22 protein-coding genes and 2 pseudogenes are annotated in these 26,246 nt (G+C 73.6%); 12 read left to right on the top strand and 12 right to left on the bottom strand.

Features of this window, described 5'->3' with window-relative positions:
* Positions 1-84: 84 nt before the first annotated feature.
* Positions 85-1,191 (top strand): annotated as a pseudogene (locus ACFW6P_RS26885) (3'-5' exonuclease); the annotation flags it as partial.
* 21 nt (positions 1,192-1,212) lie between these two features.
* On the opposite strand, the gene ACFW6P_RS26880 reads toward ACFW6P_RS26885, so the two are convergent.
* Positions 1,213-2,868, bottom strand: a complete 1,656-nt coding sequence (locus tag ACFW6P_RS26880) for an N-6 DNA methylase (RefSeq protein WP_386425071.1) — start codon at positions 2,866-2,868, stop codon at positions 1,213-1,215.
* Positions 2,869-3,055: 187 nt separating this feature from the next.
* Between ACFW6P_RS26880 and ACFW6P_RS26875 the strand changes: the two genes are divergently transcribed.
* Positions 3,056-3,562 carry a TspO/MBR family protein gene (locus ACFW6P_RS26875; RefSeq protein WP_386425068.1) on the top strand — a complete coding sequence of 169 codons (507 nt, stop codon included), beginning with the start codon at positions 3,056-3,058 and terminating at the stop codon, positions 3,560-3,562.
* A 249-nt stretch (positions 3,563-3,811) separates the two neighbouring features.
* Here ACFW6P_RS26875 and ACFW6P_RS26870 read toward each other — a convergent pair whose 3' ends face one another.
* Positions 3,812-4,759 (bottom strand): SDR family oxidoreductase, encoded by a 948-nt coding sequence (locus tag ACFW6P_RS26870; RefSeq protein ID WP_386425065.1) that lies wholly within the window; start codon positions 4,757-4,759, stop codon positions 3,812-3,814.
* 555 nt (positions 4,760-5,314) lie between these two features.
* Here ACFW6P_RS26870 and ACFW6P_RS26865 point away from each other — a divergent pair.
* The 5 genes from ACFW6P_RS26865 (at position 5,315) to ACFW6P_RS26845 (ending at position 10,616) form a co-directional block, all read left to right on the top strand.
* Entirely contained in the window at positions 5,315-6,781 is a 1,467-nt protein-coding gene (locus ACFW6P_RS26865) for a Y4yA family PLP-dependent enzyme (RefSeq protein ID WP_386425062.1), read from the top strand.
* A complete protein-coding gene (locus ACFW6P_RS26860) occupies positions 6,778-8,118 on the top strand; it encodes a pyridoxal-phosphate dependent enzyme (protein ID WP_386347604.1) in 1,341 nt (446 codons plus the stop codon). The genes ACFW6P_RS26865 and ACFW6P_RS26860 overlap by 4 nt, the downstream gene beginning before the upstream one ends.
* A gap of 5 nt (positions 8,119-8,123) precedes the next feature.
* Complete coding sequence (locus tag ACFW6P_RS26855) at positions 8,124-9,323, top strand: aminotransferase class V-fold PLP-dependent enzyme (RefSeq protein WP_386347601.1); 1,200 nt, start codon at positions 8,124-8,126, stop codon at positions 9,321-9,323.
* Between the two features lie 88 nt (positions 9,324-9,411).
* Positions 9,412-10,176 (top strand): class I SAM-dependent methyltransferase, encoded by a 765-nt coding sequence (locus ACFW6P_RS26850; protein ID WP_386347599.1) that lies wholly within the window; start codon positions 9,412-9,414, stop codon positions 10,174-10,176.
* A 140-nt stretch (positions 10,177-10,316) separates the two neighbouring features.
* Positions 10,317-10,616: a hypothetical protein gene (locus ACFW6P_RS26845; RefSeq protein ID WP_386347596.1), complete on the top strand. Its 300-nt coding sequence runs from the start codon at positions 10,317-10,319 to the stop codon at positions 10,614-10,616.
* Positions 10,617-10,739: 123 nt separating this feature from the next.
* On the opposite strand, the gene ACFW6P_RS26840 is transcribed toward ACFW6P_RS26845, so the two are convergent.
* Positions 10,740-11,192 carry a DUF6299 family protein gene (locus ACFW6P_RS26840; protein WP_386347594.1) on the bottom strand — a complete coding sequence of 151 codons (453 nt, stop codon included), beginning with the start codon at positions 11,190-11,192 and terminating at the stop codon, positions 10,740-10,742.
* 245 nt (positions 11,193-11,437) lie between these two features.
* Between ACFW6P_RS26840 and ACFW6P_RS26835 the strand changes: the two genes are divergently transcribed.
* Complete coding sequence (locus ACFW6P_RS26835) at positions 11,438-11,632, top strand: DUF5999 family protein (protein WP_386347591.1); 195 nt, start codon at positions 11,438-11,440, stop codon at positions 11,630-11,632.
* A 213-nt stretch (positions 11,633-11,845) separates the two neighbouring features.
* Here ACFW6P_RS26835 and ACFW6P_RS26830 read toward each other — a convergent pair whose 3' ends face one another.
* Complete coding sequence (locus ACFW6P_RS26830; protein WP_386347589.1) at positions 11,846-12,244, bottom strand: RidA family protein; 399 nt, start codon at positions 12,242-12,244, stop codon at positions 11,846-11,848.
* Complete coding sequence (locus tag ACFW6P_RS26825) at positions 12,241-13,482, bottom strand: acyl-CoA dehydrogenase family protein (RefSeq protein ID WP_386347586.1); 1,242 nt, start codon at positions 13,480-13,482, stop codon at positions 12,241-12,243. Before ACFW6P_RS26825 ends, ACFW6P_RS26830 begins: the two co-directional genes overlap by 4 nt.
* 126 nt (positions 13,483-13,608) lie before the next feature.
* Here ACFW6P_RS26825 and ACFW6P_RS26820 point away from each other — a divergent pair, with 126 nt between their 5' ends.
* The 3 genes and pseudogenes from ACFW6P_RS26820 (at position 13,609) to ACFW6P_RS26810 (ending at position 16,808) form a co-directional block, all read left to right on the top strand.
* Positions 13,609-15,234 (top strand): AMP-binding protein, encoded by a 1,626-nt coding sequence (locus ACFW6P_RS26820; protein WP_386425059.1) that lies wholly within the window; start codon positions 13,609-13,611, stop codon positions 15,232-15,234.
* A gap of 15 nt (positions 15,235-15,249) precedes the next feature.
* Positions 15,250-16,062 (top strand): PaaX family transcriptional regulator C-terminal domain-containing protein, encoded by an 813-nt coding sequence (locus ACFW6P_RS26815; protein ID WP_386347580.1) that lies wholly within the window; start codon positions 15,250-15,252, stop codon positions 16,060-16,062.
* A gap of 190 nt (positions 16,063-16,252) precedes the next feature.
* Positions 16,253-16,808 (top strand): annotated as a pseudogene (locus ACFW6P_RS26810) (cysteine hydrolase family protein).
* On the opposite strand, the gene ACFW6P_RS26805 reads toward ACFW6P_RS26810, so the two are convergent.
* Together ACFW6P_RS26805 and ACFW6P_RS26800 are read right to left on the bottom strand one after the other, a co-directional pair.
* On the bottom strand, positions 16,798-19,173 hold the full coding sequence (locus ACFW6P_RS26805) for a bifunctional salicylyl-CoA 5-hydroxylase/oxidoreductase (RefSeq protein ID WP_386347577.1): 2,376 nt from the start codon (positions 19,171-19,173) through the stop codon (positions 16,798-16,800). The pseudogene ACFW6P_RS26810 and the gene ACFW6P_RS26805 overlap by 11 nt on opposite strands.
* The gene (locus ACFW6P_RS26800) at positions 19,158-19,985 is read right to left on the bottom strand and encodes an enoyl-CoA hydratase family protein (RefSeq protein WP_386347574.1); all 828 of its coding nucleotides are present in this window, start codon (positions 19,983-19,985) and stop codon (positions 19,158-19,160) included. The genes ACFW6P_RS26805 and ACFW6P_RS26800 overlap by 16 nt, the downstream gene beginning before the upstream one ends.
* A 343-nt stretch (positions 19,986-20,328) precedes the next feature.
* Here ACFW6P_RS26800 and ACFW6P_RS26795 point away from each other — a divergent pair, with 343 nt between their 5' ends.
* Positions 20,329-20,784: an ATP-binding protein gene (locus tag ACFW6P_RS26795; protein WP_386347572.1), complete on the top strand. Its 456-nt coding sequence runs from the start codon at positions 20,329-20,331 to the stop codon at positions 20,782-20,784.
* Here ACFW6P_RS26795 and ACFW6P_RS26790 read toward each other — a convergent pair.
* The 5 genes from ACFW6P_RS26790 to ACFW6P_RS26770 form a co-directional block, all read right to left on the bottom strand.
* Positions 20,741-21,640: an APC family permease gene (locus ACFW6P_RS26790; RefSeq protein WP_386348085.1), complete on the bottom strand. Its 900-nt coding sequence runs from the start codon at positions 21,638-21,640 to the stop codon at positions 20,741-20,743. The two genes, ACFW6P_RS26795 and ACFW6P_RS26790, sit on opposite strands and share 44 nt — an antisense overlap.
* Positions 21,641-21,722: 82 nt before the next feature.
* Positions 21,723-22,730 carry an ornithine carbamoyltransferase gene (gene argF, locus ACFW6P_RS26785; protein WP_386347569.1) on the bottom strand — a complete coding sequence of 336 codons (1,008 nt, stop codon included), beginning with the start codon at positions 22,728-22,730 and terminating at the stop codon, positions 21,723-21,725.
* 98 nt (positions 22,731-22,828) lie between these two features.
* Positions 22,829-24,052, bottom strand: coding sequence for an arginine deiminase (locus ACFW6P_RS26780; protein ID WP_386347567.1), 1,224 nt, complete (start codon positions 24,050-24,052; stop codon positions 22,829-22,831).
* A 113-nt stretch (positions 24,053-24,165) separates the two neighbouring features.
* Positions 24,166-25,857: an HEXXH motif domain-containing protein gene (locus tag ACFW6P_RS26775; RefSeq protein ID WP_386347564.1), complete on the bottom strand. Its 1,692-nt coding sequence runs from the start codon at positions 25,855-25,857 to the stop codon at positions 24,166-24,168.
* Between the two features lie 91 nt (positions 25,858-25,948).
* Entirely contained in the window at positions 25,949-26,179 is a 231-nt protein-coding gene (locus tag ACFW6P_RS26770; RefSeq protein ID WP_386347561.1) for a hypothetical protein, read from the bottom strand.
* Between the last annotated feature and the right edge of the window lie 67 nt (positions 26,180-26,246).

Below are 26,246 nucleotides of genomic sequence, written 5' to 3'. Positions count from 1 at the left end.
CACCGCGCCAAGCGCCACGACGTCGGCAAGACCGTCAAACGCGCCGAGACCATCAAGGAACACGAAGCCCGCCGAGGATAAACGTCAAGCTCAGGTGCCGTGCCCAAACCGATCGGGGACCGGGACCAGCGGCAGTTGTGGGAGAAGGCCATCAAGCAGCTCTCTCTGCCGTTCTCCGCCCAGTTCCTGGCACAGGAGTACCGGCACGTCATCCTCGGTCAGAACCTCCACGATCTCGACGCCTACCTGGGCGCGAGCCGCCGTGGTCGCGGCACCGGTCTCGGTGCTACACGCCGTCGGGAGGTGTGGAGCGGCGTTGAGCGGTTCGAACAGTTCCTGCGGGACCGCGGCGAGACCACGCACCTGCGCATCTGCGCCCGTGCGGCGGCAGTCCTCGCCGGCCGACCGGTGCCGTACGCCCATGTCGTCGTCGACGAGGCACAGGACCTGCACCCCGCACAGTGGCGTGTGCTGCGCGCCGCCGTCGCCCCCGGTGCCGACGACCTGTTCGTCACCGGGGACCCGCATCAGCGGATCTACGACTCCCGGGTGTCGCTGGGTTCGCTGGGCATCGCCACAGCCGGCCGCAGCTTCCGGCTGCGCGTCAACTACCGCTCCACAGAGGAGATCCTCTCCTGGTCCGCCCACCTCCTCGCACCCGTCACCGTCGGCGCGCTCGAGGGAGAGGGAACAGACTCGCTGGCCGGGTACCGCTCCCTGCTCCACGGTCGTCTGCCCCAAGTGCAGGGGTACGCCACCCGGCAGGAGGAGACCGGTGCCCTGGTGGAGCGGGTCCGAGCGCTGCTCGAAGAGGGCCTCGCCCCGCACGAGATAGGCGTGTGCGCACGCTTCAACTTGTCCCTGGACGCGGCCGAGAAGAAGCTGAGCGCCGCCGGCATCCCGGTGCTACGGGTCAGAGGTCAGACCGCGCAGAGGGCGGAGGGCGTGCGGTTGGCGACGATGCACGCGATGAAGGGGCTGGAGTTCCGCGCGGTATCGGTGCTCGGTGCCGCCGAGGGCACCGTCCCGTTCACCCGTGAGATCACCCCGCGTGAGGCGGATCCGCTCCAGCACGAGGCCGACCTGCTCCGCGAACGCTGTCTGCTCTTCGTCGCCTGCACACGTGCTCGCGAAACCCTGAGCGTGACGTGGAGCGGGACCAGGAGCCCGTTCCTCGCGCACAGGGCCTGACGAACCGCCCTGGCCCTGCCCTCATTGCTCCGGCGTCAGGGCGCCCGTCGCGAGACCGTCACGCGCGACCTCGGCGAGCTGCCGACTCAGCTCGTCGACCCTGCGCATTCCTTCCTCGAACGCGAGCAGGGCTCGGAAGGCAGAGCCGTACCGACGCTGATCGTCGATGCCCATGCGGGGGATGCGCGCACCTCTGCCGTCGAGACGGTAGGTCCCGCTCACGCTCGTGGATCTTCGGGCGTTGGCGGTGCTGCGCAGGAATCCCTGCAGATAGTCCGTGTCCAACTGCTCGCTGGCCGAGACGGGATCCTGCCCCTCGTACGTCACGAGCCCGGCGCGGGCGAGATCCGCGACACTGGTGGTGGCACCGTCCAGCGAACCCGACCCACCGCCCGGGGCGAGCCCGGGCAGGAGGGCAATGAGCAGCCGAATCTGGTCCTGCAGTTCCTTGCGCAGGGCGGCGTACTCGCCGGGATAGTCGCGGTGCGGGGGACGAAGATGGCAACCGGGTGTCAGATCGACCGTGTCGTCGAGAAGTTCGATCAGCGGTACGTCGGCGACTTGGTCCGGGCGTGGTTCCAGATCCCCGTCGGGGCTGTTGTCGGTCAGGTCGACCATGCGCACGGTGTGGTTCGTGTCCGCACCTGCTGTGTTCTCGGGGCGCCGGAGACACCACAGATGGACAGGCAGAGCGTGCGAGGTCGCTGTACCCGATGGCAGGGCGATGACCTGGCGCACGACGCCCCGACGTACGAGCTCCGCACGGATGCGGCGACCCGCCTTGCGGTAGGCGACGGAGGCCGGCATGACCATGAGGACATGACCACCTGGCACGGTGTGCGCATAGGCGTGCTGAAGCCACGCGAGCTCACCTTCGGCCTTGGACGGGGTGCCTAGGTCCCAGCGGGAGTCGAGCAGCAGTTCCTCCCGCCCCCACTCGGTCACACCGGCCGGAGGGTCACACACGACCAGATCAGCCTTGAGGTCCGGCCATTCGTCCGCACGCAGTGAATCTCCTGCCACGATGTGCACGCCCGTTCTGCCCAGCAGGTCAGCGCGCAACTGGGCGAACTGGGCACTGTCGGCATCCAGCTCCTGTCCTCGGCAACGCATTCCGGCTCCCGAGGCGACGGACAGGAGCAGCACCCCGATTCCGCAGGCGGGATCGAAGACCGTGGCCTCGGATGACAGTTCGGGAGCGAAGTAGCGCACGGCACGCACCACTCGCTCGGGCGTGATTTGGTCGGATCCGGCACGCCGAGCGGAGTCCATGAATCGTTCGGTCAGTCCGCTCACGACACCGGCGGGCGTTTCGGTGCGGGCCAGCCCTCGTATACGCGCGGCAATGTCATCCGGCACCACGGTTCCAGCCGTTCCGGCCAACACCGCGGCGACCTGCGCCAAGCCCCCGATCATCTGCTCGCCGTACACGGCCCGCATGGCCTGCCACAACTCGACCTCGGGTGAGACCTCCTGGCCTTTGCGTTGCTTGTCCAGCCATTCCTGGACCTCCGCGAGCGAGTAGAGCGGACTGTTCGCGGCCCCTCCCGCCGGAGCGGGAAAGTCGTCGTAGCGCCGACGCCAGTTGGATACAGCAGCCCGGGTGACTCCGGCCAGCCGAGCGATCTCGGCGCCGGTGACCAGTGGTCCGACCGATGAAGCGGCAGTGTCCGTCATAGCCACAGCGTACACGGGCACCAAAAACCTATCCAAGGTATCTTCCGTTAACAACATACACAAGAGTTGTCACTCTCTCCCGTGTACTTGATTCCCTGCTGAATTAGGGTGTCTCCCGGAACAGCTGACACCGAAAGCCGGGCGAGCGGACGCGTGAAGAACACCCCCGCACGGGCACCCGTCCGACATGACGCTCACCAAGCCGATCAGCCACCGCCCCCGGCCCAGCGCCCGGCTGCGCTACGGTGCGGCCGCGGCGGCGGTGGCAGCGGCCGCCGTGGCCGGGGGCAGTGCCGTCGACGCGGACAGCGCCTGGTACCGCACGCTGCGCAAGCCGGACTGGCAGCCGCCGTCCTGGGCGTTCGGCGCGGTCTGGACGCCTCTGTACGGGACGATCGCCTACGCGGCCGGGCACGCGCTCGGCCGCGTCGAGGCCGGGCCCGCCCGCCGGGCACTCGTGGGGAGCCTGGCGGTGAATCTCGCCCTGAACGCGGGGTGGAACGTCCTCTTCTTCGCACGCCGCAGCCCCGGGGCCGGGTTGGCCGGCACGCTGCTGCTCGATCTGAGCAACGCCGACCTGCTGCGGCGCACCGCCCGCGTCGACCGCACGGCGGCGCGGGCCCTCGTGCCGTACGCGGCGTGGTGCGGCTTCGCGACGGTCCTGAACGCCTCGATCGTCCGCCGCAACCGCTGACACCGTCCGCCCGACTGCGGGAAGGGACCCAGCCTGCAGTGGACCGCCAGCCGCCCGGCTGGACGTACCGCTACGGCGACGGCGGCGCCGTGCGACCGCGCCCCGCTGGACGTACCGCCGCCCGCAGGAGACCGCCCGCCGCCCGGCTGGACGTACCGCTACGGCGACGGCGGCGCCGTGCGACCGCGCCCGGCAGACGCGCCGCCGCCCGCGGTGGACCACCGCCAGCCGCCCGGCTTGGACGTGCCGCTAAGGGTACGGCGGCGCCGTGCGGCCCCGCACGGCTGTCGTGTACGCCTCCCAGTCGGCCAGGCCGCCCGCGCCCATGACCCCCGTGCCCGCTGCCAGGTCGGCGGCCGGCGTGCGGCGCATCTCGCGGCGGGCGACGTGGCTGACCAGGGCCGGGAACAGCGGCCTCAGCGGCTGGCACCAGCGCAGCCAGGGCGGTGCGTAGACGTGCGCGGCGCGCCGTTCGGCACCGGTGGTGAGCCAGTCGGCGACCTGGTCGGGGCTGTGCACGCGCCGGGCGAACCAGGGCTGGTGGGTGCGCAGGGCGCGCAGCACCGGATGGTCGTCGATGTCGTTGATCATGTCGGTGCCGGTCCAGTGCAGGTAGGCGATGCCCACCGCGATCCCGTCCGGTTCGACCTCGCCGCGCAGGGCCTGGGCGAAGGACTCGGCGCCCGCCTTGGAGGCGCAGTAGGCGCTCATCATGGGTGCCGACCCGAAGGCCGCGGTGGAGGCGACCTGCAGGAAGTAGCCGCGCGTGCGGGCGAGCTGGGGCAGGAAGGCGCGGGCGGTGTTGGCGGAGCCGACCAGGTTGACGTCGACGACGCGCCGCCACAGGTCGGCGTCGGTCATCCGGAAGGGGCCGCCCGCGGCGACGCCCGCGTTCGCCACGACCACGGACGCGTCGCCGAGCCGGTCGGCCACCTGCCGCGCGGCCTCGTCGAGTGCCTCCTGGTCGGTGACGTCGGCCTCCACGCACAGGCTGGGGGTGGGGAGCGAGGACGCGGCCAGGTGCAGGGTGTGCGCCTCCCGGCCGAGCAGCGCGACGCGCATGCCGGACGCGGACAGGCGCCGGGCCAGTGCCTCGCCGATCCCCCGGGCGGCTCCCGTGACGACGGCGACGCGCCCCCGCAGGGGCGAGTCGGGGGCTGCGGCGGCGCTGGTGCGCGGCCCTGGGGTGCGGTGCATGGCGGTCCTCGCTCTCGGCGGTGTGCGGAACGGCGTACGGTGCCCGCGGACGCCGCCCGTCGCCGTCACACGCGGGGGCGCATCGGGTACCCGGGACGGCGCTCCTCTACCGTCGGCCGGGGCACGTGGGGCGCACGGGGTGCGCGAGGCGGACGGAGGCGGGCGCGGGCGCACACTCGACGCCCTCGACGCCTCCGGCAGCGGGGCGGCCGTGGATCGGCGGGCCCGCGAGGCGGGGCCCGGTGGCCGTCCGGCCCCCGGCGGGGTGCCCGGGCCCCCGCCCGACGGCCCGGCTCCGGGGGCATCGCCCCTGTTCAGGCGGCTGCGGCGCAGCAGCCCGGGGCGGGACGGCCTCGTCGGACGAGGGTTGTCGCTATCGCGTCGCTCGGCGGTTCCGGCCGGTCGGTCCGCGGTCTGCTCGGCACCGGGGGCATGCGAGCAGCGGCCTTTCAGGGCGTAAAGCGACCGAGGAATGGATAGGGGCTATACGGCGCAACGCGGGGAGTGTCCGACGTGCCCGGGTCAGGGTGCGGCGGCGTCAGGGGAGGAGCGCGTATGGCCGGCCGGCCCTTGTATCTCGAACCGCGGCTGGAGCCGCGGCTGAGATCGCTCGTGGCGGCGACGGGGATGTTGCACGCGCTCACCGACGCGCTCGGTTCACCGCTGCACGTGGTGGTGCCGGAGCAGATCGCGGAGAACGTGGAGCGGTTCCGGTCGGTGTACCGCGCGCACCATCTGCCGGGGCAGGTCTTCTACGCCCACAAGGCCAACCGGTCCAGCGCCCTGCTGCGCCGGCTCGCGGCCACGGACGCGGGTGTGGACGTCGCGTCGCTGGGCGAACTGCGGCACGCGCTGGGCGCCGGCTTCACGGGCGACCGGATCACGGCCACGGGGCCGAAGAACCCGGAGTTCCTGTGGCTGGCGGCCCGCGCGGGCGTCACGGTCAGCGTCGACGGTGACGCCGAACTCGACCAGCTCGCCGCGCTGGTGCGGGGGCACGCGCTCGGCCGGGTGCGGGTCCTGCTGCGGCTGTCGGGGTTCGAGGCGTCGGGCGTGCGGGTGCTGAGCCGGCGCAGCCGCTTCGGCACGCCGGTGCCGGAGGTGAAGCCGCTGCTGGACGCGGTCGAGCGGCACACCGACGCGGTCGACCTGACCGGGGTCGCCTTCCATCTGGACACCACGAGCGTCGCGGAGAAGGCGACCGCCCTGGAAGGGTCCCTGGCGGTCCTGGAGGCCTGCCGCAGCCGGGGGCTACGGCCCCGGGCGGTGGACGTGGGCGGCGGGTTCGGCATCAGCTACCTCGCCGAGCGGGAGCAGTGGGACGCCTACACGAGCGAGCTGACCGCCGCCGTCCTGGGCCGCCGTCCGCCCCTGACGTGGGGCGGTCACGGCTACGGGCTGCGCGACGACTCCGGCACCCTGCGCGGCACGCTCGGCCTCTACCCCGGCCACCGTTCCGTCGCCGGCGCCGCGTACCTGGACGAGCTGCTGTCCCAGCCCGCCCCCTCCCTCGGCGGCCGCCCCCTGGCCGCGCTGCTGCTGGAGCACCTCTACGACCTGCACACCGAGCCCGGCCGGGCGCTGCTGGACCAGTGCGGGCTGACGCTGGCCCGTGTGCTGGAGGTCCGCATCCCGCCGTCCGGCGGTGAACTCCTCGTACGGCTGGCCGCGAAGGCCGACGACATCGCCCTGGAGGACCACGGTGTGCTCATGGACCCGGTCCTCGTGCCGAGAGGCGGGGGCGGGCCGGACGACGGGCCCGTCGCCGTGCACCTCTTCGGCAGCCTGTGCCTGGAGACCGACCTGATCACCCGGCGCACGGTGTTCCTGCCGCGCCGCCCGGCCCCCGGCGACCTGCTGGTCTTCGCCAACACCGCCGGTTACGCCATGGACTTCCACGCCACGCGCGCCCAGCACCAGCCCGCCGCCCGCAAGATCGCCGCCTGGCAGGACGGCGCGTCCTGGCGGTGGTGTCTCGACGACCAGTTCTGGCCGATCACGCCTTCGGGGGGAGTCCAGTGAGGTACGACAGCATCACCGAGGCGATAGGCAACACCCCGCTGGTGCGGATCGACCCGGCCGTGCACGGTCTGCGCCACATCGACCTGTACGCCAAGCTGGAGATGCTCAACCCCTTCGGCTCGGTCAAGGACCGGGCGGCCTGGAGCATGGCGGCCCCGCTGCTGCCCGAGGCGGTCGAACGGGGCAGCCAGGTCGTGGAGTTGTCGAGCGGCAACACGGCGAAGGCTCTGGCGGTCGTCGCCGGCATGCACGGCCTGCGCTTCAAGAGCGTCACCAACCGGATGCGCGTGCCGGAGATCAAGGACCTCCTGCTGCTGCTCGGCGCGGAGATCGAGGAACTGCCGGGCCAGAGCGAATGCCTGGACCCGACCGCGACGGACGACCCGCTGACCCTCTTCCACCGGACGCTGTCGGCCTCCGGCAGCGCCTTCCTGCACACCGACCAGTACTTCAACCCGCGCAACACCGAGGCCCATCTGACCGGCACCGGCCCGGAGATCGTGAAGGACCTGGACGGCCGGGTCCCGGACTGGTTCGTGGCGTGCGTGGGCACGGCCGGTTCCTCCACGGGCGTGGCCCGCGCGCTGCGCGAGGAGGACCCCAGCGTGCGGGTGGTCGGGCTGGTCGCGGCCAAGTCCGACTTCATCCCCGGCATCCGCACCATCGACGAGGTGCAGGAGGTCGGCCTGTTCGACCCGGAGACGTACGACACGATGGAGTCGGTGAGCGCCGACGAGGCCATCGAGGGCATGCTGACGCTGAACCGCCGCTGCGGGATCCTGGGCGGTCCCACGGGCGGGGCGGCCTACTTCGGAGCGGTCCGTCATCTGCGCCCGCTGGACGAGGAGTTGGGTTCACCTCACGAGGAGCCGGTCGAGCGGCGGACGGCGGTGTTCATCGTCTGCGACCGCGTGGAGAGCTATCTGGGCTACGTCCGGCAGCGGCGGCCGGACCTGCTGGGCCGGCCGCACCGCAGGAACTCCCCTGCCGACCTGTCGGACGCCGAGATCGCGCGGGCGCCGCAGGTCACGGTGGCCGAGGCCCGGCGCTGGATCGACGCCGGCGACCCGCTCGTGGTCGACCTGCGCAGCCCGTACGCCTACGCGGCCCTGCACATCGACGGGTCGGTCAACATCGTCGACGAGGTCTTCGGCGAACTCGTGCGGGGCGGGCTGCCGTTCAGCCGGAGCCGGCCGGTGCTGCTGGCGTGCCCGGTGGGCGAGCAGTCCGCCCGGTACGCGGCGCTGCTGACCCGGATGGGTCACCCGGACGTGCGCAGTCTGGCCGGCGGCGTCATCGCCTGGCGGGACGCGGGCGCGCCCCTGGTGCGGGACTGACCGCCATGACCGCACCGGCCACCGCCCTGGACGAACTCCGCTCCTGGCACGCGGCGTTGCGCGCCCAGTTCCCCATCGTCACCGCGCACCCGGAGCTGGCCTACCTGGACAGCGCGGCCACCGCGCAGAAGCCGCGGGCCGTCCTGGACGCCGTGCAGCGGTACCTGACGACGTCCAACGCCAACGCCGCGCGCGGCACCTACACCTGGGCCAACCGCACCACCGAGCTGGTCGAGCGGACCCGCGAGCGGGTCGCCCGGTTCCTCGGGGACCCGGGGCCGGACGGCTCGTCCGTCCACTTCACCGGCGGCACGACCGAGGGGCTGCGCACCATCGCCCGCGACTGGCTGCCGGGGTTCCTGCGCGACGGCGACGAGATCGTCGTACCGGACGCCGACCACCAGGCCAACATCGCGCCCTGGCTGGAGGCCCGGCAGTTGCTGGCCCGCCAGGGTGTGCGGGTGCGGGTGGTGCCGATGCCGTACCAGAGCGGCTCCGGGGACTACGACCACCGGGCGCTGGCGCGGCGGGCGGGGCCGCGCACCCGGTTCGTGGCCACCACCCATGTGCACCACGTGTACGGCGGCGACATGAACGTGCGGCGCATCCGGCAGGCCGTCGGCCCGGACGCGGTGATCTGCCTGGACGCGGCGCAGAGCGTCGGCCATCTGCCGGTCTCCGTCGCGGAGCTGGACGTCGACTTCGTCGTCTTCTCCGGGCACAAGGCACTGGCGCTGCCCGGCTCGGGGGCGGTCTGGGCCCGGCAGGCGCGCGGGCCGGCGTTCACGCCCGGCGGGTGGAGCGGCACCCCGAACACCGTGGGCATCGCCTCGCTGGAGGCGGCCCTGGACTGGCTGGACGCGGCCGGTGTGGCGCGTATCGAGCGGTGGACGGCCGACCTGGCGACCCGGTTCACCGACGGGCTGAGGCGGCTGGAGGCCTACGAGGTCCTCGGCTGCCCGCTCAGTCTGGCCGCCGACTCGGCGGTGCAGCGGCGGCGGGGCATCGTCACCCTGCGGCACCGGGCCGTCGACTCGGGCGACCTGGGTTTCATCCTGTTCAGCCACGGGTTCATGGTCCGCTCCGACCACCACTGCCAGGGGAACGCCGGCGAGAAGACGGGTTCGGTGCGGGTGAGTCTGCACGTGTACAACACCGTCGACGAGATCGACCGGTTGCTGTCCGTTCTGGCTTCACTCTCGTGACCGCCGCCTTTCTGCGTAATGAGAACCGTTTCCACCTGTAGGCTCGGAGCGGCAGGTGTCGGAGGCGAGGGCAAGGTGGCACGACCCGATGGGGCTGAGTCTGGCGACGGCGGAGCGGTGGGTGGAGCGCTGGGAGCTCCAGCAGCAGCGGTACGCCGTCGACCGCGAGGAGCGGTTCACGGTGATCGCCGACGTCGTCGAGCACGTCACGGCCGGGCGCCCGGCACCGCCCCTGGTCGTCGACCTGGGCTGCGGGCCGGGCTCCCTCGCGGCCCGGCTGGTGCGGCGGCTGCCGGACGCGGAGATCGTGGCCGTGGACCGGGACCCGCTGCTGCTGGAGCTGGGCCGCACCCACCATCCTGACGCGGCCCGTTACGTCGACGCAGAGATCGGCGCCCCCGGCTGGGTGTGGGCCCTGGACCTCGGCCGCCCCCTGGACGCGGCCGTCTCCACCACGGCCCTGCACTATTTCGACCGCGCCGCCCTGTTGCGCACCTACCGGCAGCTCGCCGGCCTGCTGCGCCCCGGGGGCGTCCTCGTCAACGGCGACCACCTCCCCCAGGACGCCACGGGACCGGCCGGGATCGCCGCCCACGTCGGCCACTGCCACGCCGGCCGGCAGCGGGTGTGCGCGCACGAGGACTGGGACTCCTGGTGGGCCGCCGTCGCCCAGGACCCCGAACTGGCCGACCTCCTCGCCGAGCGCCGCCGCCGGGCGGCCCCTCCCTGCACCGGCGGCCCGGCCGAACTGCCCCTCTCCGCCCATCTGGACCTGCTGCGGAAGGCGGGCTTCGCCCAGGCCGGCCCGGTCTGGCAGTACGGCGAAAGCTGCGTGGTCGTGGCGGTGCGCTGAGGGCCGGCGGCACACTCCCGTCCGTCCCCAGCGTCCCGGAGGGCACCCGTCCGCGCGCTGCCGAGTGGTGGGCCACAGCCGGTCGCCGGACCATGGACGCACAGTCCGCCCCAGGTCCATGCCGCGCGAGGAGCACCCCCATGACCACCGACGAGCACATCCCCCACGACGGCCACGCGCACGCCCACGGCGACGACTGCGGTCACCTGGCGTTCAGCCACGGCGACCACACCGACTACGCCCATGACGGCCACATCCACCGGATGCACGGCGACCACGCCGACGAGTGCGCGAACGGCGGCCACACGGTGCACCGCGACCACGACCACGAGCACGGCGAGGGCTGCGGCCATCTGGCCGTACGGCACGGCGACCACACCGACTACGTGCACGACGGTCACCGCCACGCCGCCCACGAGGGCCACTGGGACGACCACTGAGGCCCTCCCCTACCCCGGACGGACCGCTGGGCGCCGGCGCCGGCGACGGCGACGCGCAGGAACGACGGGACCGGCGGGCGCCCCGTCGAGCAGGGGCGCCCGCCGGTCCGTTCCGCGTGCCGGTCAGCCCTGGACCAGGGTGACCGCCTGTCCCGAGGTGGCGTGGAAGCGGGGCAGCGGCAGGCCGCTGAAGGTGCGCAGTTCCATCAGGGTGGCATCGACGTGCGCGGCACCGGCCACGAGCGCTCCGGCCGCGGTACGGCCCGTGTTCGCCCAGCGGTGCTCGGCGCCGTCGCACACGGCCCGGGTGCCGCCGATGCCGTGGCGGGCGCTGGAGGCGCCCTGGCTCACCGAGGAGCTGACGAAGACCGGCCCGCTGGAGCCGGTGCAGCGGTAGGTGCCGGACAGGGTGACGGTGCCGTCGGCGGCGAGGCGGCCCACGGCGTCGACCGTCACGGCCTCGGCCGGAAGGACGGTGGGCGCGCCCGTGTCCGCGGTGGCGGGCGCGGTGTGCGCGCCGGTGAGCAGAAGCAGCGCGGCACCGGCCGCCGCGCCGAGGAGGGGACGAACACGCATGGGGGGAACCTCACGAAGGGAGTGGAATGACCGTCTTCCACTCGTACCGGCCCCGCGGGTCGCCGCCCGTGACCCTCACTCCTTCGGTGGCGAGTCCGCCCCGGCCGTCGTGGAAGGGTCCCGGGAAGGTCCGGGGCGTGTCACGCTTCACGACGGCCCGTTCCGGTGCGTTCGGGACGGGAGCATCGTCTGTCCGTAGGAGTCATACGAGCCCTGCGGATGACCTACCGACGTGGAGGTGCGCCATGTGTGCCCACGAGCCCCAGTGCCCCGCGAACGACTCCCCCGGCGCGCACGTCGTCGCCGCCCACCCCGAGCAGGGCTGGAGCCTGCGCTGCGACGGGGTGATCGTCTTCGACGACACCGGCGAACTGCTGCCGGACGGCCGCGTGGTGGAGCCCCGCCGGGCGACGGCGGAGCGGCTGGCCGTCGCGGCCTGAGCCCGGGCCCAGGGGCTGTCGTCACACTCCCGTCGTCGCCCGGAGGGCGGCCCCGCGGCGTCCGGTGCGTGCTCTCGGGGTGCCGGGCGGACGTCCTCGTACCGGGCGTACTCGGGCTTTCGCCCGGTGCGGCGGAAGTGGGGGACCCCCCTGCTCGAAGAGCGTGGGGAAGTGCCAGGCGTCGCGGGGCAGACGGGAGTGTGACGACAGCCCCTACGGCAGCACGGCGAAGCCGTCGAGTTCCACCATGGCCTCCTCGTCCCACAGCCGGACGACCTCGACGACCGCCATGGCGGGGTAGTCGCGGCCCGCCAGGCTCCGCCACAGCCCGCCCAGTTCCGGGGCGTGCGCGCGGTACGCGGCGACGTCCGTGGCGTAGACGGTGACGCGGGCGAGGTCGGACGGCGTGCCGCCGGCGGCCGTGAGGGCGGCCAGCAGGTTGGTGAGGGCCCTCCCGAACTGCTCCGGCAGGGTCCCCCCGACCACCTTGCCGTCGGCGTCCAGGGCGGTCTGCCCCGCCAGGAACACCACCCGGGAGCCGGAGGCGAGGACGGCGTGGGAGAAGCCGGCCGGCGGGGCCAGGCCGGGCGGGTTGACGCGCTCGGTGCTCACTCGTCCTCCAGGTCCGCGTACAACTCCTTGGCGATGATGCCGCGTTGCACCTCGCTGGCGCCCTCGTAGATACGGGGGGCGCGCACCTCGCGGTAGAGGTGTTCGAGCAGATGACCGCGCCGCAGCGCCCGGGCGCCGTGCAGCTGGACGGCCGTGTCGACGACGTACTGCGCGGTCTCGGTGGCGAGGAGTTTCGCCATGGCGGAGCGCCGGGGCACGTCCGGGGCCTTCTCGTCGTACGCCGTCGCCGCCGCGTGGACCATCAGGCGGGCCGCCTCCGTGCGCAGGGCCATCTCGGCGACCTGGTGGGAGACGGTCTGGAGGTCCTTGAGCTTCCCGCCGAAGGCGTCCCGGGCGGCGGTGTGGGAGAGGGTCGCGTCCAGAGCGGCCCGTGCCATGCCGACCGCGAAGGCGCCGACGCTGGGGCGGAACAGGTTGAGCGTGCCCATCGCGACCCGGAAGCCCCGGTCGACATCGCCGAGCACGTCGTCGGCCGTCACCGGTACGGCGTCGAAGTCCAGGGCCCCGACGGGGTGCGGGGAGAGCATGTCGAGGCGGGTGCCGGTGAGCCCGGGCCGGTCGGCCGGCACGAGGAACGCGGTGACGCCCCGGGCCCCGGCGCCGGGCGTGGTCCGGGCGAAGACGGTGTAGACGTCGGCGTCGGGGGCGTTGGAGATCCAGCACTTCTCCCCGGTGAGGCGCCAGCGGGCGGGGCCGTCGGGGGTGGCGGCCAGGTCGGTGGGGTCCGGGGCGGATACCGGGTGGGGCGGACGGGCCGAGCCATCGGTTTCCCTCGCCGGCACGGCCGATGCCGTCGTCCCGTCGGCCGCGTGCCGCTCGGCCCTCAGCCCCAAGGCCGCCGCGTCGGATCCCGCCCCGGGCTCGCTGAGCGCGAACGCCGCGATCGCGGTGCCCTCGGAGACGGGGGGCAGCCAGCGGGCGCGCTGTGCCCGGGTGCCGTGGGCGTGGACCGGGTGGGCGCCGAGGCCCTGGAGGGCGAGGGCGGTCTCCGCCTCCGTGCAGCCGTAGGCCAGGGACTCGCGCATCAGGCACAGGTCGAGCGCGCCCGAGGTGAACAGGCGTCCCAGCAGGCCCGTCCGGCCGAGCTCGGCGACCAGGGGCCGGTTCACCCGCCCGGGTTCACCCCGGTCGGCCAGGGGGCGGAACCGGTCCGCGGCCAGGGCGCGCAGGTCGGCGCACCAGGCGAGTTGTGCCGGTTCGAGTGAGAATGCGGTCATCGCCGTTCCCTTCTCCGCCACCCTGCGTTCCGGCCGTGCCGTCCGAGGCTATCGCGTACCGTTGACTGTCGTCACCAGCACGATACGCTCCAGGGGCGAGCCCACCACGCCAAGGGGGCGAACCGTATGAACCCACGGGGCACGGCCCACGTCGACACCTTCGCCCGGGACCATCTGCCACCCCCGGACCAATGGCCCGACCTCCGCTTCGAACTGCCGGAGCTGCGCTACCCCGAGCGGCTCAACTGCGCCGCCGAACTGCTCGGCGGCCCGCCGGGCGACCGCCCCGCCTTCCTCACCCCCACCGGTGAGCCGTGGACGTACGCCGATCTGCGCGCCCGCGTCGACCGCGTCGCGCACGTGCTCACCGACGCCCTGGGCGTCGTGCCCGGCAACCGCGTGCTGCTGCGCGGCCCCACCACTCCCTGGCTCGCGGCATGCTGGCTGGCCGTGCTGAAGGCGGGGGCCGTGGCGGTGACGGTGCTCGCCCAGCAGCGCCCGCACGAGCTGGGCACCCTGTGCGAGATCGCCCGGGCGCGGCACGCCCTGTGCGACATCCGGGCCGTGGACGACCTGGCCAAGGCCGAGGTCCCCGGCCTGCGGATCACGGCCTACGGGGGTGACGCGCCGGACGACCTGCTCCGCAGACCGGCGCCGGACACGCCGTACGAGGCGGTCGGGACAGCGGCCGACGACGTGGCGCTGATCGCCTTCACCTCCGGCACCACCGGCCGCCCCAAGGGCTGCATGCACTTCCACCGGGACGTCCTGGCGATCGCCGACACCTTCTCCCGGCACGTGCTGCGGCCCCGCGCCGACGACGTCTTCGCCGGCAGTCCCCCGCTCGGCTTCACCTTCGGGCTCGGCGGTCTTGTGGTGTTCCCGCTGCGGGCCGGGGCGAGCGCGCTGCTGCTGGAGCAGGCCGGACCCCGGCAGCTGCTGCCCGCGATCGCGCGACACCGGGTGTCCGTCCTGTTCACGGCCCCCACCGCCTACCGCGCCATGCTCGACGACCTCGACGGCCACGACGTGTCGTCCCTGCGCCGCTGTGTCTCGGCCGGCGAGAACCTGCCGGCGGCCATCTGGCGGGCCTGGCGGGAACGCACGGGCCTGCGCGTCATCAACGGCATCGGCGCCACCGAGCTGCTGCACATCTTCATCTCCGCGGCCGACGAGCGGATCCGCCCCGGGACGACGGGGGTGCCGGTGCCGGGCTGGGAGGCGCGCGTGCAGGACGCGGACGGCGCGGCCGTGCCCGACGGCACGCCCGGTCTGCTGGCCGTGCGCGGGCCGGTGGGCTGCCGCTACCTCGCCGACCCGCGGCAGCGGGACTACGTGCGCGGCGGGTGGAACGTCACCGGCGACACCTACGTACGCGAGCCCGACGGGTACTTCCGGTACGTCGCCCGCGCCGACGACCTGATCATCTCCGCCGGGTACAACATCGCCGGACCGGAGGTGGAGGACGCGCTGCTGCGGCACCCGGACGTGGTGGAGGCGGCGGTGGTGGGACGGCCCGACGAGGCGCGCGGGCAGGTGGCGGTGGCCTACGCCGTCCTGAGGGAGGGCGCGCGGCGGCACGCGGAGGAGCTGCGCGCCTTCGTGAAGGCCGAGCTGGCCCCGTACAAGTGCCCCCGCGAGGTCGTCTTCCTGGACGCGCTGCCGCGCACGGCCACCGGCAAGCTCCAGCGGTTCAGGCTGCGCGCGGGCGGCGAGGCCGGGGCGGAGGACCCCGAAGGCGACCGGGGATGATCCGAACGACCTAAGATGATCAACGTGTCCGACCAGCATGCACCACGGTCTCTCATCGTCACGCTCTACGGCGCGTACGGGCGCTTCGTGCCGGGCCCCCTGCCCGTCGCCGAACTGATCCGGCTGCTGGCCGCGGTCGGCGTGGACGCCCCGTCCGTCCGCTCCTCGGTGTCGCGGCTCAAGAGACGCGGACTGCTCGTGCCGGCCCGCACCGCCCAGGGTGCGGCCGGGTACGGACTGTCGCCGGACGCGCGCCAGTTGCTCGACGACGGCGACCGGCGCGTCTACACCTCGGCGCCGCCCGGGGACGAGGGCTGGGTGCTGGCGGTGTTCTCGGTGCCGGAGTCGGAGCGCCAGAAGCGGCACGTACTGCGCTCCCGCCTGGCGGGCCTGGGGTTCGGTACGGCGGCGCCCGGCGTGTGGATCGCGCCCGCGCGCCTCTACGAGGAGACCCGGCACACCCTGCGGCGGCTGCGGCTCGACGGGTACGTCGACCTCTTCCGCGGTGACCACCTCGGCTTCGCCCCGACCGCGGAGGCCGTCGCCCGCTGGTGGGACCTGGCCGCCATCGCCAAGGAGCACGAGGCGTTCCTCGACCGCCACGAGCGGGTCCTGGACGACTGGCGCAAGCGGGAGGACACCCCGCCCGAGGAGGCCTACCGCGACTACCTCCTCGCCCTCGACTCCTGGCGCCACCTGCCCTACGTCGACCCCGGCCTCCCCCCGGAGCTCCTTCCGCGGGACTGGCCCGGCGTCCGCTCCTCCGCGGTGTTCCGCGAGCTGCACGAGCGGCTGCGGGACGCGGGGGCCGGATTCGTGGGACTGTGACGCGGCCCGAGCGGCGCCCCACCGCCCCTCCCCGCTGGACCCTGCGGCCCCGCGGGTACCCGTCACCGCGTTCCCGGACCCCCCACCCCAGGCCTTCCACTCCCCGGCAGACGCGGAGGCACGGAGAGAACGAGCGCCGAGCACGGAACGACAGTCAGGTTCCCGGCAGTCGGCTCTGATCGTGGTCGACATGATCAACGCGTACGACCACGCGGACGCCGAGCTGCTCGCGCCGTCCGTCGAGCGGGTCGTGCCTCTCAATCGCGGAGCTGATCGCCCGCGCCCGCGAGGCGGACGTCCCGGTGATCTACGCCAACGACAACTTCGGACGGTGACGCTCGCACCACGGTGAGCAGGTCGACGCCGCGCCGGCCCGGCCGCGCGCCGACCTGATCGAGCCGATCCGGCCGGACGACGAGTCGCTGTTGGTGATGAAGGCCCGCCACTCCGTCTTCCACGAGACCCCGCTCGCCTACCTCCTGTGGAGCCTGGGGGTCGGCCACGTGGTGCTGACCGGTCAGGTCACCGAGCAGTGCATCCTCTGCTCCGCGCTCGACCCGCACATCCGGCACCTGGACGTCACGGTGCCCAGGGACGCCGTCGCCTCCGTCCATCCACACCTGGCCTCGGCCGCGCTGGAGATGATGGAGCTCAACATGGGCGCCCGGATCATCACCGCGAAGGAGACGGGGTTCACGCGGGCCGGGGACCAGGACGGCGGCGGACGGCACGACGTCACAGACTGAGCCGCGGTTTCGGTGCGTCGGTGCGGCCCGTGCGGGGGCGGCGGCTGCCGGCGCGGTAGGGGGCCGGCCAGACCGCGCCCGGGCCCGTGTAGCCCTGCTCGGCCGCCGCGTGCAGGGTCCAGTGGGGGTCGTAGAGGTGGGGGCGTGCCAGGGCGCACAGGTCGGTACGGCCCGCCAGGATCAGGGAGTTGACGTCGTCCCAGGAGGAGATCGCGCCGACCGCGATGACGGGGACGCCGACGGTGTGGCGGATGCGGTCGGCGAAGGGCGTCTGGTACGACCGCCCGAACTCCGGCTGCTCCTCGGCCACCACCTGGCCCGTCGAGACGTCGATCGCGTCGGCGCCGTGCGCGGCGAAGGCGCGGGCGATCTCGACGGCGTCCTCGGCCGTGGTGCCGCCCTCCGCCCAGTCGGTGGCGGAGATCCGGACCGTCATGGGCCGCTCCCCCGGCCACACGCCGCGTACGGCGTCGAAGACCTCCAGCGGGAAGCGCAGCCGCTTCTCCAGGGAGCCGCCGTAGGCGTCGGTGCGCCGGTTGGTCAGCGGGGAGAGGAAGCCGGAGAGCAGATAGCCGTGGGCGCAGTGCAGTTCCAGCAGGTCGAAGCCGGCGCGGGCGGCGCGGCAGGCGGCTGCCGTGAACTGCTCCCGGACGTCGGTGAGCTGGGCGCGCGACAGTGCGCGCGGGATCTGGCCGGATTCCTTGTACGGGAGCGCGGAGGGGGCCACCAGGGGCCAGTTGCCCTCCGGGAGCGGCTCGTCCATGCCGTCCCACATCACTTTGGTGGAGCCCTTGCGGCCGCTGTGGCCGAGCTGGACGCCGAGCGCGGTGCCGGGTGCCCGGGCGTGCACGAAGTCCGTGATCCGCTTCCAGGCCTCGGTCTGGCGGCCGGTGTAGAGGCCCGCGCAGCCGGGCGTGATGCGGCCCTGCTCGCTGACGCAGACCATCTCGGTCATGACCAGCCCCGCCCCGCCCAGCGCCCGCGCGCCCAGGTGGACGAGGTGGAAGTCGCCGGGGACGCCGTCGACGGCCGAGTACATGTCCATGGGTGAGACGACGACGCGGTTGCGCAGGGTCAGTCCGCGCAGCCGGAACGGGGTGAACATGGGGGGCGTGCCGGGCGGGCAGCCGAACTCGCGCTCCACCGCCTCCGTGAAGCGGGCGTCCCGCAGCCGCAGGTTGTCGTGGGTGACGCGGCGGCTGCGGGTGAGCAGGTTGAAGGCGAACTGGCGGGGCGGCTGGTCCAGGTACAGGGCGAGGTTCTCGAACCACTCCAGGCTGGCCCGGGCCGCGCGCTGGGTGGAGGCGACGACGGGACGGCGCTCCGTCTCGTACGCGGCCAGGGCGTCCGGCAGGGAGACCTGTTCCCGCAGGCAGGCGGCGAGGGCGAGGGCGTCCTCGACGGCGAGCTTGGTGCCGGAGCCGATGGAGAAGTGGGCGGTGTGGGCGGCGTCGCCGAGCAGGACGACGTTGCCGTGGGACCAGCGCTCGTTGACGACCGTGCGGAACGTCGTCCAGGCCGAGTTGTTGGAGATCAGGGGACGGCCGCGGAGGGCCTCGGCGAAGATCTTGGCGCAGCGTTCGACGGACCCGGTCTCGCCGAGTTCGTCGAAACCGGCCGCGCGCCAGACCTCCTCGCGCATCTCGATGATCACCGTGGAGGCGTCCGGCGCGTAGGGATAGCCGTGCAGCTGCATGACGCCGTGCTCGGTCTCGGCGATCTCGAAGCGGAAGGAGTCGAAGGGGAGGTCGGCGGCGAGCCAGATGTAGCGGCAGCGGTGCCCGGTGATCCGGGGGCGGAAGACGTCCGCGTGGGCCGTGCGGGTGACGCTGTGCACGCCGTCGGCCGCGACGACCAGGTCGTGGGTCCGCGCGAGGTCCTGCGGGGCCTCGGTGCGGAACCGCAGGCGCACGCCCAGGTCGCGGCAGCGGGCGTGCAGGATCTCCAGCAGGCGCCGGCGGCCGAGCGCGGCGAACCCGTGGCCGCCGGAGGTGTGGCGGACGCCGCGGTGGACGACGTCGACGTCGTCCCAGCGGACGAAGTCGCGGCGCAGGGCCTCGTAGACCTCCGGGTCGGCGTGCTCGATGCCGCCGAGGGTCTCGTCGGAGAGGACCACGCCGAAGCCGAAGGTGTCGTCGGGGGCGTTGCGTTCCCAGACGGTGACGTCGCGGGCGGGGTCGAGGCGCTTGAGGAGGGCGGCGGCGTAGAGGCCGCCGGGGCCTGCGCCGATGACGGCCACGCGGAGGGGGTGGCCGGTGTCGTGGTGCGGCCGCGGGTGCGTCGCGGCCGGTCGTGCCTCGCGGCGGAGCCGCGGATCGGCGGGGGCCCGCGCCCCTACGGGGGCGTCCACTATCGTCCGCTCCATTTCGGGGGGCGCTTCTCCGTGAACGCCGCGTGGAACTCCGCGTAGTCCTCCCCGGTCATCAGCAGGGCCTGGGTCGAGGCGTCCAGCTCCACCGAGGCCGCCAGGGGCATGTCCAGTTCGGCCGTGAGGAGGGCCTTCGTCTGGGCGTGGGCGAGGGCCGGGCCCTCCGCCAGGCGCCGGGCCAGGTGCCGGGCCCTCTCGTCGGCCCGGCCCTCCTCGGTCAGTTCGCTGATCAGGCCGATGCGCTCGGCCTCGGCGGCGCGGACCGGGTCGCCCAGCATCAGCAGGCGGGTGGCGTGGCCCAGGCCGACGACCCGGGGCAGCAGGTAGGCGGCGCCCATGTCACCGCCGGACAGGCCGACGCGGGTGAAGAGGAAGGCGAAGCGGGTGGTGGGGTCGGCGACGCGGAAGTCGGCGGCCAGCGCCAGTACCGCCCCGGCGCCCGCGGCCACGCCGTGCAGTGCGGCGATCACGGGGAACGGGCACTCGCGGATCGCGCGGACCACCTGGCCGGTCATCCGGTTGAAGTCGAGGAGCCGGGCGGTGTCCATGGCGAGCGTGGCGCCGATGATCTCGTCGACATCGCCGCCGGAGCAGAAGCCGCGGCCCCCGCCGGCGAGCACCAGGGCCCGCGCCGACCGCTCCCGGGACAGCTCCGCGAGCAGGTCGCGCAGGTCGGCGTAGGCGCCGAAGGTGAGCGCGTTGAGCTTCTCGGGGCGGGCCAGGGTGACGGTCGCGACGCCGTCGGCGAGGTCGAGGCGCAGATGCTCCCACCTCGGGGTGCGGACGGCGGAGCCGGTGAAGGGACTCATGACGTGCGGCCTCCTCGGGCGGGCACTGCCTCACTGAGCTCTACCCCACGAAGTTATCACTCATCCGTGACTGTCGTCATGAGTGCGCGATAGACCGTCCGGGTGGGAATCCGGTGCGGGCTCCTCGACCCGGGCCGGTCACATGCGTCACAGATCGTCCACACGGACGTAACGGTGGGAGCGGGAGTGGGCGGCACGGCGTTCACCTGGGTAAGCCGTCCGCCAGGGGGCGAAGGCGCCCCCCGACGGCGCCCCCGACGGCGCCCCCCGACGGTGCCCCTCGGACGCCCGCGAGAAGCGGCGCCGTAGCCTTCATCAGGTTGAAAGCAGGATGTCCTGCTGCATGAACGGACCCGCCTTGTACGAACTCCCCTCAGCCCCCGCCTCCTGGCGCATCGCGCTGCCGCACACCACCGCGGCGGTGCCCGTGGCCCGCGCCCTGGTCCGTACGGCGCTGACCGAGCTGGACCACGGGGCGGACCGCGACACCGCGGAGCTGCTCACGGCGGAGCTGGTGGCCAACGCCGTGGAGCACACCTCCGGCGCGACGCCGGTAGAGCTGGTGGTGGAGCTGTTGCCGTCGGGCTGCAAGGTCGAGGTGCACGACGCCGACCCGGCCCCGCCCGGCGACCTCACCCGCCCGGCCGGCGGGCCGCCCGACCCCTGGCAGGAGCACGGGCGCGGACTGCTGCTGATCCGCGCCCTGAGCTCCTCGTGCGGGCACCGGCCCACCGATTCCGGCAAGGCGGTGTGGTTCAGGCTGGCTGCCGTGCCGGCTCAGCGGCGTCCGTCGGCGTGAGGGAGGCCAGCCGGGAGTTGCGGCGCTCGTGGAGCAGGTACAGGGCGACGCCCGCCGCCAGGAACACCGCGCACTGGATCCAGGCCGTCCGGCCCGTCTCGTACATCAGGTACAGGCAGAAGCCGACGCCGAGCAGCGGGGTGACGGGGGAGAGCGGCCCCCCGAAGGTGCGGGCCAGGCCCGGCTCGCGGCGGCGCGGCGCGATCACGGCGATGGTGACGACGGCCATGACGGCGAGCGTGCCGATGGCGCACAGGTCGACGACCGCGTCCAGTGGCGCGAAGGCCACGGGGAGCGCGAAGACCACCGCCGCGATCAGCGTGCCGGCGACCGGGGTGGAGGTCTTCGGCGAGACGTTCTCGAAGACCCGCGGGATCAGCCCGTCACGGGACATCGACATCAGGATCCGGGTCTGGCCGCACATGACCGCGAGCACCACGGAGGCGATGGCGACGACCGCGCCGAAGGCGATCACGGCACCGCCGGCCGCGGAGCCCGTGACCTGGTCGACCACGTAGGAGAGGGCCGCCGGGCGGCCGCCGGCCGCGTCCCCGCCGATGGCCCCGGTCGCGGCGAGCGCGACCGCGCAGTAGAGCAGCGTGACCCGGCCGATGCAGACGAGGATGGCGACGGGGATGTCCCGGCGCGGGTTCCCCGCCTCCTCGCCGGCCGTGGTGATCGCGTCGAAGCCGATGCACGAGAAGAAGGCGGCGGCGGTGCGCGCGCCGATGCCGGCGAGGCCGCTCGGTGAGAACGGGGTGAGGTTGCCGTCCCGGAAGACGGGTCGGCGCCGGACCCGGCCACCAGGCGGTCGGGCGACTTGTGGCGGGGCATGCGGGTGGTGCTCGTCTCTGATGGTGCGGACGTGCGACGGGTGGGTCGCGCGGGCGGCCGCGGAGTACGGGTGGTTTCGGGCCGCCGGTCAGCACAAGGCCTGTTCAGGCGAGGGTCGCCACCATGATCGCCTTGATGGTGTGCATCCGGTTCTCCGCCTCGTCGAAGACGGCCGAGTGGGCCGACTCGAAGACCTCGTCGGAGACCTCCAGGTACTCCAGGCCGTGGGCCGCGTGGATCTCCCGGCCGACCTCGGTGCCGAGGTCGTGGAAGGCGGGCAGGCAGTGCAGGAACTTCACGTCCGGGTTGCCGGTGGCGCGCAGGACGTCCATGGTCACGGCGTACGGGGTGAGGGCGGTGATGCGCTCGGCCCAGACCTCCTTGGGCTCCCCCATCGAGACCCACACGTCGGTGGCGACGAAGTCGGCGCCGCGGACCCCCTCGTCCACGGTCTCGGTGAGCGTGACGCGGGCGCCGCTGGTCCCGGCGAGCGCGCGGGCCCGGTCGACGACCGCCTCGGCAGGCCAGTACTCCTTCGGGGCGACGAGCCGGACGTCCATGCCGAGCAGGGCGCCGGTCACCAGGTAGGAGTTGCCCATGTTGAAGCGGGCGTCGCCGAGGTAGGCGAAGGCGGTCTCCGTCAGCGGCTTGGCGCAGTGCTCGGTCATGGTCAGCACGTCGGCGAGCATCTGGGTGGGGTGCCAGTCGTCGGTGAGCCCGTTGTAGACGGGGACCCCGGCGTACGCGGCCAGCTCCTCCACCTTCCGCTGGCTGTCGCCCCGGTACTCGATCGCGTCGTACATCCGGCCCAGCACCCGCGCGGTGTCCCGGACCGACTCCTTGTGCCCGATCTGGGAGCCGGAGGGGTCGAGGTAGGTGGTCGAGGCGCCCTGGTCGGCGGCCGCGACCTCGAACGCGCAGCGGGTGCGGGTGGAGGCCTTCTCGAAGATCAGCGCGATGTTGCGGCCCTGCAGGTAACGGGTCTCGGTCCCGGCCCGCTTGGCGGCCTTCAGCTCCGCGGCCAGCTCGACCAGGCCGCGGAACTCCTCCTCGGTGAAGTCCAGTTCCTTGAGGAAGTGGCGGCCGGCGAGGGCGGTCGGGACAGTCGCCATGGGGCGCTCCAGGGATACGGGGACACAGACTTCTGGAATACTATACGAAACTCAGCATGTCTATACAGTCGGGAGGGGCGGAGCGCGGCCCGGCGGGCTCACACGGGGTCGCGTTCGACCGGGCAGCTCATGCAGCGCGGCCCGCCCCGGCCCCGGCCCAGCTCGCTGCCCGGGATCTCTATGACCTCGATGCCCTGCTTGCGCAGATGGGTGTTGGTGGTGGCGTTCCGCTCGTAGGCGACCACGACGCCCGGTTCGACCGCCAGGACGTTGCAGCCGTCGTCCCACTGCTCGCGCTCGGCCGCGTGCACGTCCTGGGTGGCGGTCAGCACACGGATCCCGTGCAGGCCCAGCGCGGCGGCGATGGCCCGGTGCATGTGCTCCGGCGGATGGTCGGTGACCTTCAGCTCCTTCTCGCCGACGCCCGGCTCGATGGTGTAGGAGCGGAGCATGCCGAGGCCCGCGTACTGGGTGAAGGTGTCGCCGTCGACCATCGTCATCACGGTGTCCAGGTGCATGAAGGCACGCCGCTTCGGCATGTCGAGAGCCACGATCGTCTCCGCGGACCCGGCGGCGAACAGCTTGTGCGCGAGCATCTCCACGGCCTGCGGGGTGGTGCGCTCGCTCATGCCGATGAGCACGGCCCCGTTGCCGATGACGAGGACGTCCCCGCCCTCGATGGTGGACGGGTAGTCGGCCTGCCCCTCGGACCAGGCGTGGAAGTCCTCGTCGCGGAACAGCGGGTGGTGCCGGTAGATCGCCTCGAAGTGCACGGTCTCGCGCTGCCGGGCGGGCCAGCGCATGGCGTTGATGGACACGCCGTCGTAGATCCAGGCGGAGGTGTCGCGGGTGAAGAGGTGGTTGGGCAGCGGGCCCAGCAGGAAGTCGTCCAGCTCCATGACGTGGAAGCGCACGGAGGCCGGCTCGGGGTGCACGTCGAGGAACTCGCGCTTGGTCATGCCGCCGACCAGCACCTCGGCCAGCTCCCGCCCGGGCAGGTTCTCGAAGGCGGATCTGAGGTGGTCGGTGGCCAGGGGGCCGTACTCCTTCTCGTCGAAGACCCGGTCCAGGACGAGGGCCCTGGCCGCCGGGACCTCCAGCGTCTCGGCCAGCAGGTCACCGAAGAGGTGGACGGTGACGCCCCGGTCGCGCAGCACGTCGGCGAACCCGTCGTGCTCGGCGCGGGCCCTGCGCACCCACAGCACGTCGTCGAAGAGCAGCGAGGTCTTGTTGCTGGGGGTGAGCCTCTTGAGCTCGAGGTCGGGCCGGTGCAGGATGACGCGGCGCAGCCGCCCGGCCTCGGAGTGGACGTGGTATGCCATGCCTCCATCCTGACCGCCGAAGGGCGACTTGACTCGCCCCTCGCGCGTTTGCGACCGCTCTTGTTCGGGTTCCCTCGCGGGCAGCGCCCCCGCGGGCGGTCACCCGCGGGCGGTCACCCGCTGGGCAGCGGCTGCAGCAGCTCCGGCCGCGCGAGCATCCGGCGCGCGGCCCGCCCCGGCTCCAGCAGGGCCCGGGCGACGATCCAGCCGGACAGGGCGTGCGGCTCGGCCGGGTCGGACGCGAGCCGGCCGGCGTATCCGGCGAGCGCGGCGGCCGCGTCCCCGGCGGCGAGATGCTCGTCGGCGGTGCGCGGGGCGACGGGCCGCACGGCGAAGGCATGGGTGCGCACATCGGGCCAGGAGGTGCGGTCGGGGCGGAAGCGGGGGCCGTCCGGTGGGGTCTCCAGCGCGGGGTCGACGTTGCGCAACCGCCATTCGGTGCGGTGCAGGGCGGCGGCGGTGCGGGCGCGGGTGAGGGCGGCGTACGGCACCGGCTCGCGCAGCCAGCCGTCGAGGGTGCGGGCGAGACCGCTGACCAGGGCACGGCCCTGCACGGTCAGCCGGCCGCTGGTGCGCAGCGTGCGTACGGCCAGCCGGCTCTGCAGACGCCGCAGGGCGAAGAAGTAGGCGGCCCGCTCGGCCTCCTCGACCGCCGCCGCACCGGCCAGCCGGTCCCGCCAGAAGCCCGCGACGCCGGTGAAGGCGTACGCGCCGTGCAGCAGGCCGGTGAGGTGGCGGGGGTCGGTGCGCCAGGGGGCGTAGTAGCGCTCGGTGCCGTCGTCCTCCAGCAGCGGGAACAGGTGGAGGAGGGCGGCCAGTTTGCTGTGCTGGAGCTCGTGCACCAGGGTCTCGGCGAGGGCGAGCGCGGAGGCCGGGCGGACGATGAGCATGCCGCCGAAGGAGTCCCCGCTGGAGGCGGACACCTGCACGAAGGGCGGCGGGGGCGGGGCGGCGGCGGTGCGCCCGAACGGCACGACGGCCCGGATCATGGCGGGGTCGGCCCGCCCGGGGCCGGGAACGCCCGGACGGGCGAGGGTCCGCGCGGCCTCGCCGAACAACCGCTGCCACTCCCCGGCCTCCTCGGCGTCGAGCCGGGCGGGCGGCAGGTGGCCGTCCAGATCGCGGTAGGGGTCGAGGTCGTCGAGTGCGACGGAGACGGCCGTGCCGTCGTGGCCGGTGGTGGTGAGGGTCCGCAACGGCAGCCAGGTCTCCCCCTCGTCCCCGGCACGCCGCGCGAGCGGACGGCAGGTCACCCGTACCGAGCCGCTGGTGCGGTCCGGCCCGGTCACCTCCAGCGCTCCCCCGGCCGTCGTGGCCCGCCCGACGGCCGGACCCGTCCTCGCGCCGGGCAGTCGGACCATGCCCAGACCGGGCAGCGGCAACCGCCCGTCGCCGAGGGGAACGTCGAACGCCGCCGTCGTGCCCGCGTGCAAGGAGGCCGACAGGGCCAGGGCGCTCAGGTGGCCGGCCTCCACCCACAACGGGGGTCCGGTCGCCGTGCCGTGCACCCGGCGCAGCATGTGGCAGATCCAGCCGCCGGTCGCCGGGGCCAGCAGCAGGCGCTCGACCGGTTCGGGCGCCTTGTCGGCCGCCTCCTTGAGCACCCGCCAGGCCTCGGCGACCGGGGTGAGCGGGGTGGGCAGTGCGCGGAGGTGGTCGAGGAGGGTGCGCAGGAGCAGCAACCGCCGTGCGCGCTCGGCCCGTTCGAGGAAGGCGACGGCCGCTGCGGATCCGCCTCCGGCGGCCAGCTCCGCGAAGAGCCGGTCCGGCATGCGGAAAGGGGCGAGGTGCTGCTCGCTGGTCATCGTCGCGGGCCTCCGGTCGCTCGGGACATGCGTGGACCCCGGTGCGGTTGCGGGTGTCGCACCGGGCCTCTGCCGTCGGGACGGCCGGCGGCTAGTCGGCTCGGGCCCCCGAGCCCTCACCGCTCCTCATGCTGCTGCGGGCGCGCAGTACTTCGGTCAGCAGGCGCGTGCCGGGGGGCAGGGCGGGAAGCCCGTCCACGGCGCTCAGAGGCAGCGCCGCGAGATCCGCCAGATCGGATTCCCAGACATCGGTCCGCGCGGTGACGACGACCGGTTCGGGCCCGGCGGCTCCGGCACGGTGCAGAGCGGGCGGCTGGTCCAAGATGCTCCCCCTTCTCGCACGGTGGCACGCGATGCCCCGTGTCTTTCCATCATGGCCAATACCCCTC

Origin of the sequence: Streptomyces sp. NPDC058741, assembly GCF_042746715.1 — a bacterium.
GTDB lineage: Bacteria > Actinomycetota > Actinomycetes > Streptomycetales > Streptomycetaceae > Streptomyces.
Note: the sequence above shows the minus strand (reverse complement) of the source record. Positions and strands in the feature narration are given on the sequence as shown.

Excerpts from the sequence above, each read along its gene's own strand:
- ACFW6P_RS26880 (WP_386425071.1), bottom strand. The coding sequence starts at position 2,868 with ATGACGGACACTGCCGCTTCATCGGTCGGACCACTGGTCACCGGCGCC.
- ACFW6P_RS26875 (WP_386425068.1), top strand. The coding sequence starts at position 3,056 with ATGACGCTCACCAAGCCGATCAGCCACCGCCCCCGGCCCAGCGCCCGG.
- ACFW6P_RS26870 (WP_386425065.1), bottom strand. The coding sequence starts at position 4,759 with ATGCACCGCACCCCAGGGCCGCGCACCAGCGCCGCCGCAGCCCCCGAC.
- ACFW6P_RS26865 (WP_386425062.1), top strand. The coding sequence starts at position 5,315 with ATGGCCGGCCGGCCCTTGTATCTCGAACCGCGGCTGGAGCCGCGGCTG.
- ACFW6P_RS26855 (WP_386347601.1), top strand. The coding sequence starts at position 8,124 with ATGACCGCACCGGCCACCGCCCTGGACGAACTCCGCTCCTGGCACGCG.
- ACFW6P_RS26850 (WP_386347599.1), top strand. The coding sequence starts at position 9,412 with ATGGGGCTGAGTCTGGCGACGGCGGAGCGGTGGGTGGAGCGCTGGGAG.
- ACFW6P_RS26845 (WP_386347596.1), top strand. The coding sequence starts at position 10,317 with ATGACCACCGACGAGCACATCCCCCACGACGGCCACGCGCACGCCCAC.
- ACFW6P_RS26840 (WP_386347594.1), bottom strand. The coding sequence starts at position 11,192 with ATGCGTGTTCGTCCCCTCCTCGGCGCGGCGGCCGGTGCCGCGCTGCTT.
- ACFW6P_RS26835 (WP_386347591.1), top strand. The coding sequence starts at position 11,438 with ATGTGTGCCCACGAGCCCCAGTGCCCCGCGAACGACTCCCCCGGCGCG.
- ACFW6P_RS26825 (WP_386347586.1), bottom strand. The coding sequence starts at position 13,482 with ATGACCGCATTCTCACTCGAACCGGCACAACTCGCCTGGTGCGCCGAC.
- ACFW6P_RS26820 (WP_386425059.1), top strand. The coding sequence starts at position 13,609 with ATGAACCCACGGGGCACGGCCCACGTCGACACCTTCGCCCGGGACCAT.
- ACFW6P_RS26815 (WP_386347580.1), top strand. The coding sequence starts at position 15,250 with ATGATCAACGTGTCCGACCAGCATGCACCACGGTCTCTCATCGTCACG.
- ACFW6P_RS26805 (WP_386347577.1), bottom strand. The coding sequence starts at position 19,173 with ATGGAGCGGACGATAGTGGACGCCCCCGTAGGGGCGCGGGCCCCCGCC.
- ACFW6P_RS26800 (WP_386347574.1), bottom strand. The coding sequence starts at position 19,985 with ATGAGTCCCTTCACCGGCTCCGCCGTCCGCACCCCGAGGTGGGAGCAT.
- ACFW6P_RS26795 (WP_386347572.1), top strand. The coding sequence starts at position 20,329 with ATGAACGGACCCGCCTTGTACGAACTCCCCTCAGCCCCCGCCTCCTGG.
- argF (WP_386347569.1), bottom strand. The coding sequence starts at position 22,730 with ATGGCGACTGTCCCGACCGCCCTCGCCGGCCGCCACTTCCTCAAGGAA.
- ACFW6P_RS26780 (WP_386347567.1), bottom strand. The coding sequence starts at position 24,052 with ATGGCATACCACGTCCACTCCGAGGCCGGGCGGCTGCGCCGCGTCATC.
- ACFW6P_RS26775 (WP_386347564.1), bottom strand. The coding sequence starts at position 25,857 with ATGACCAGCGAGCAGCACCTCGCCCCTTTCCGCATGCCGGACCGGCTC.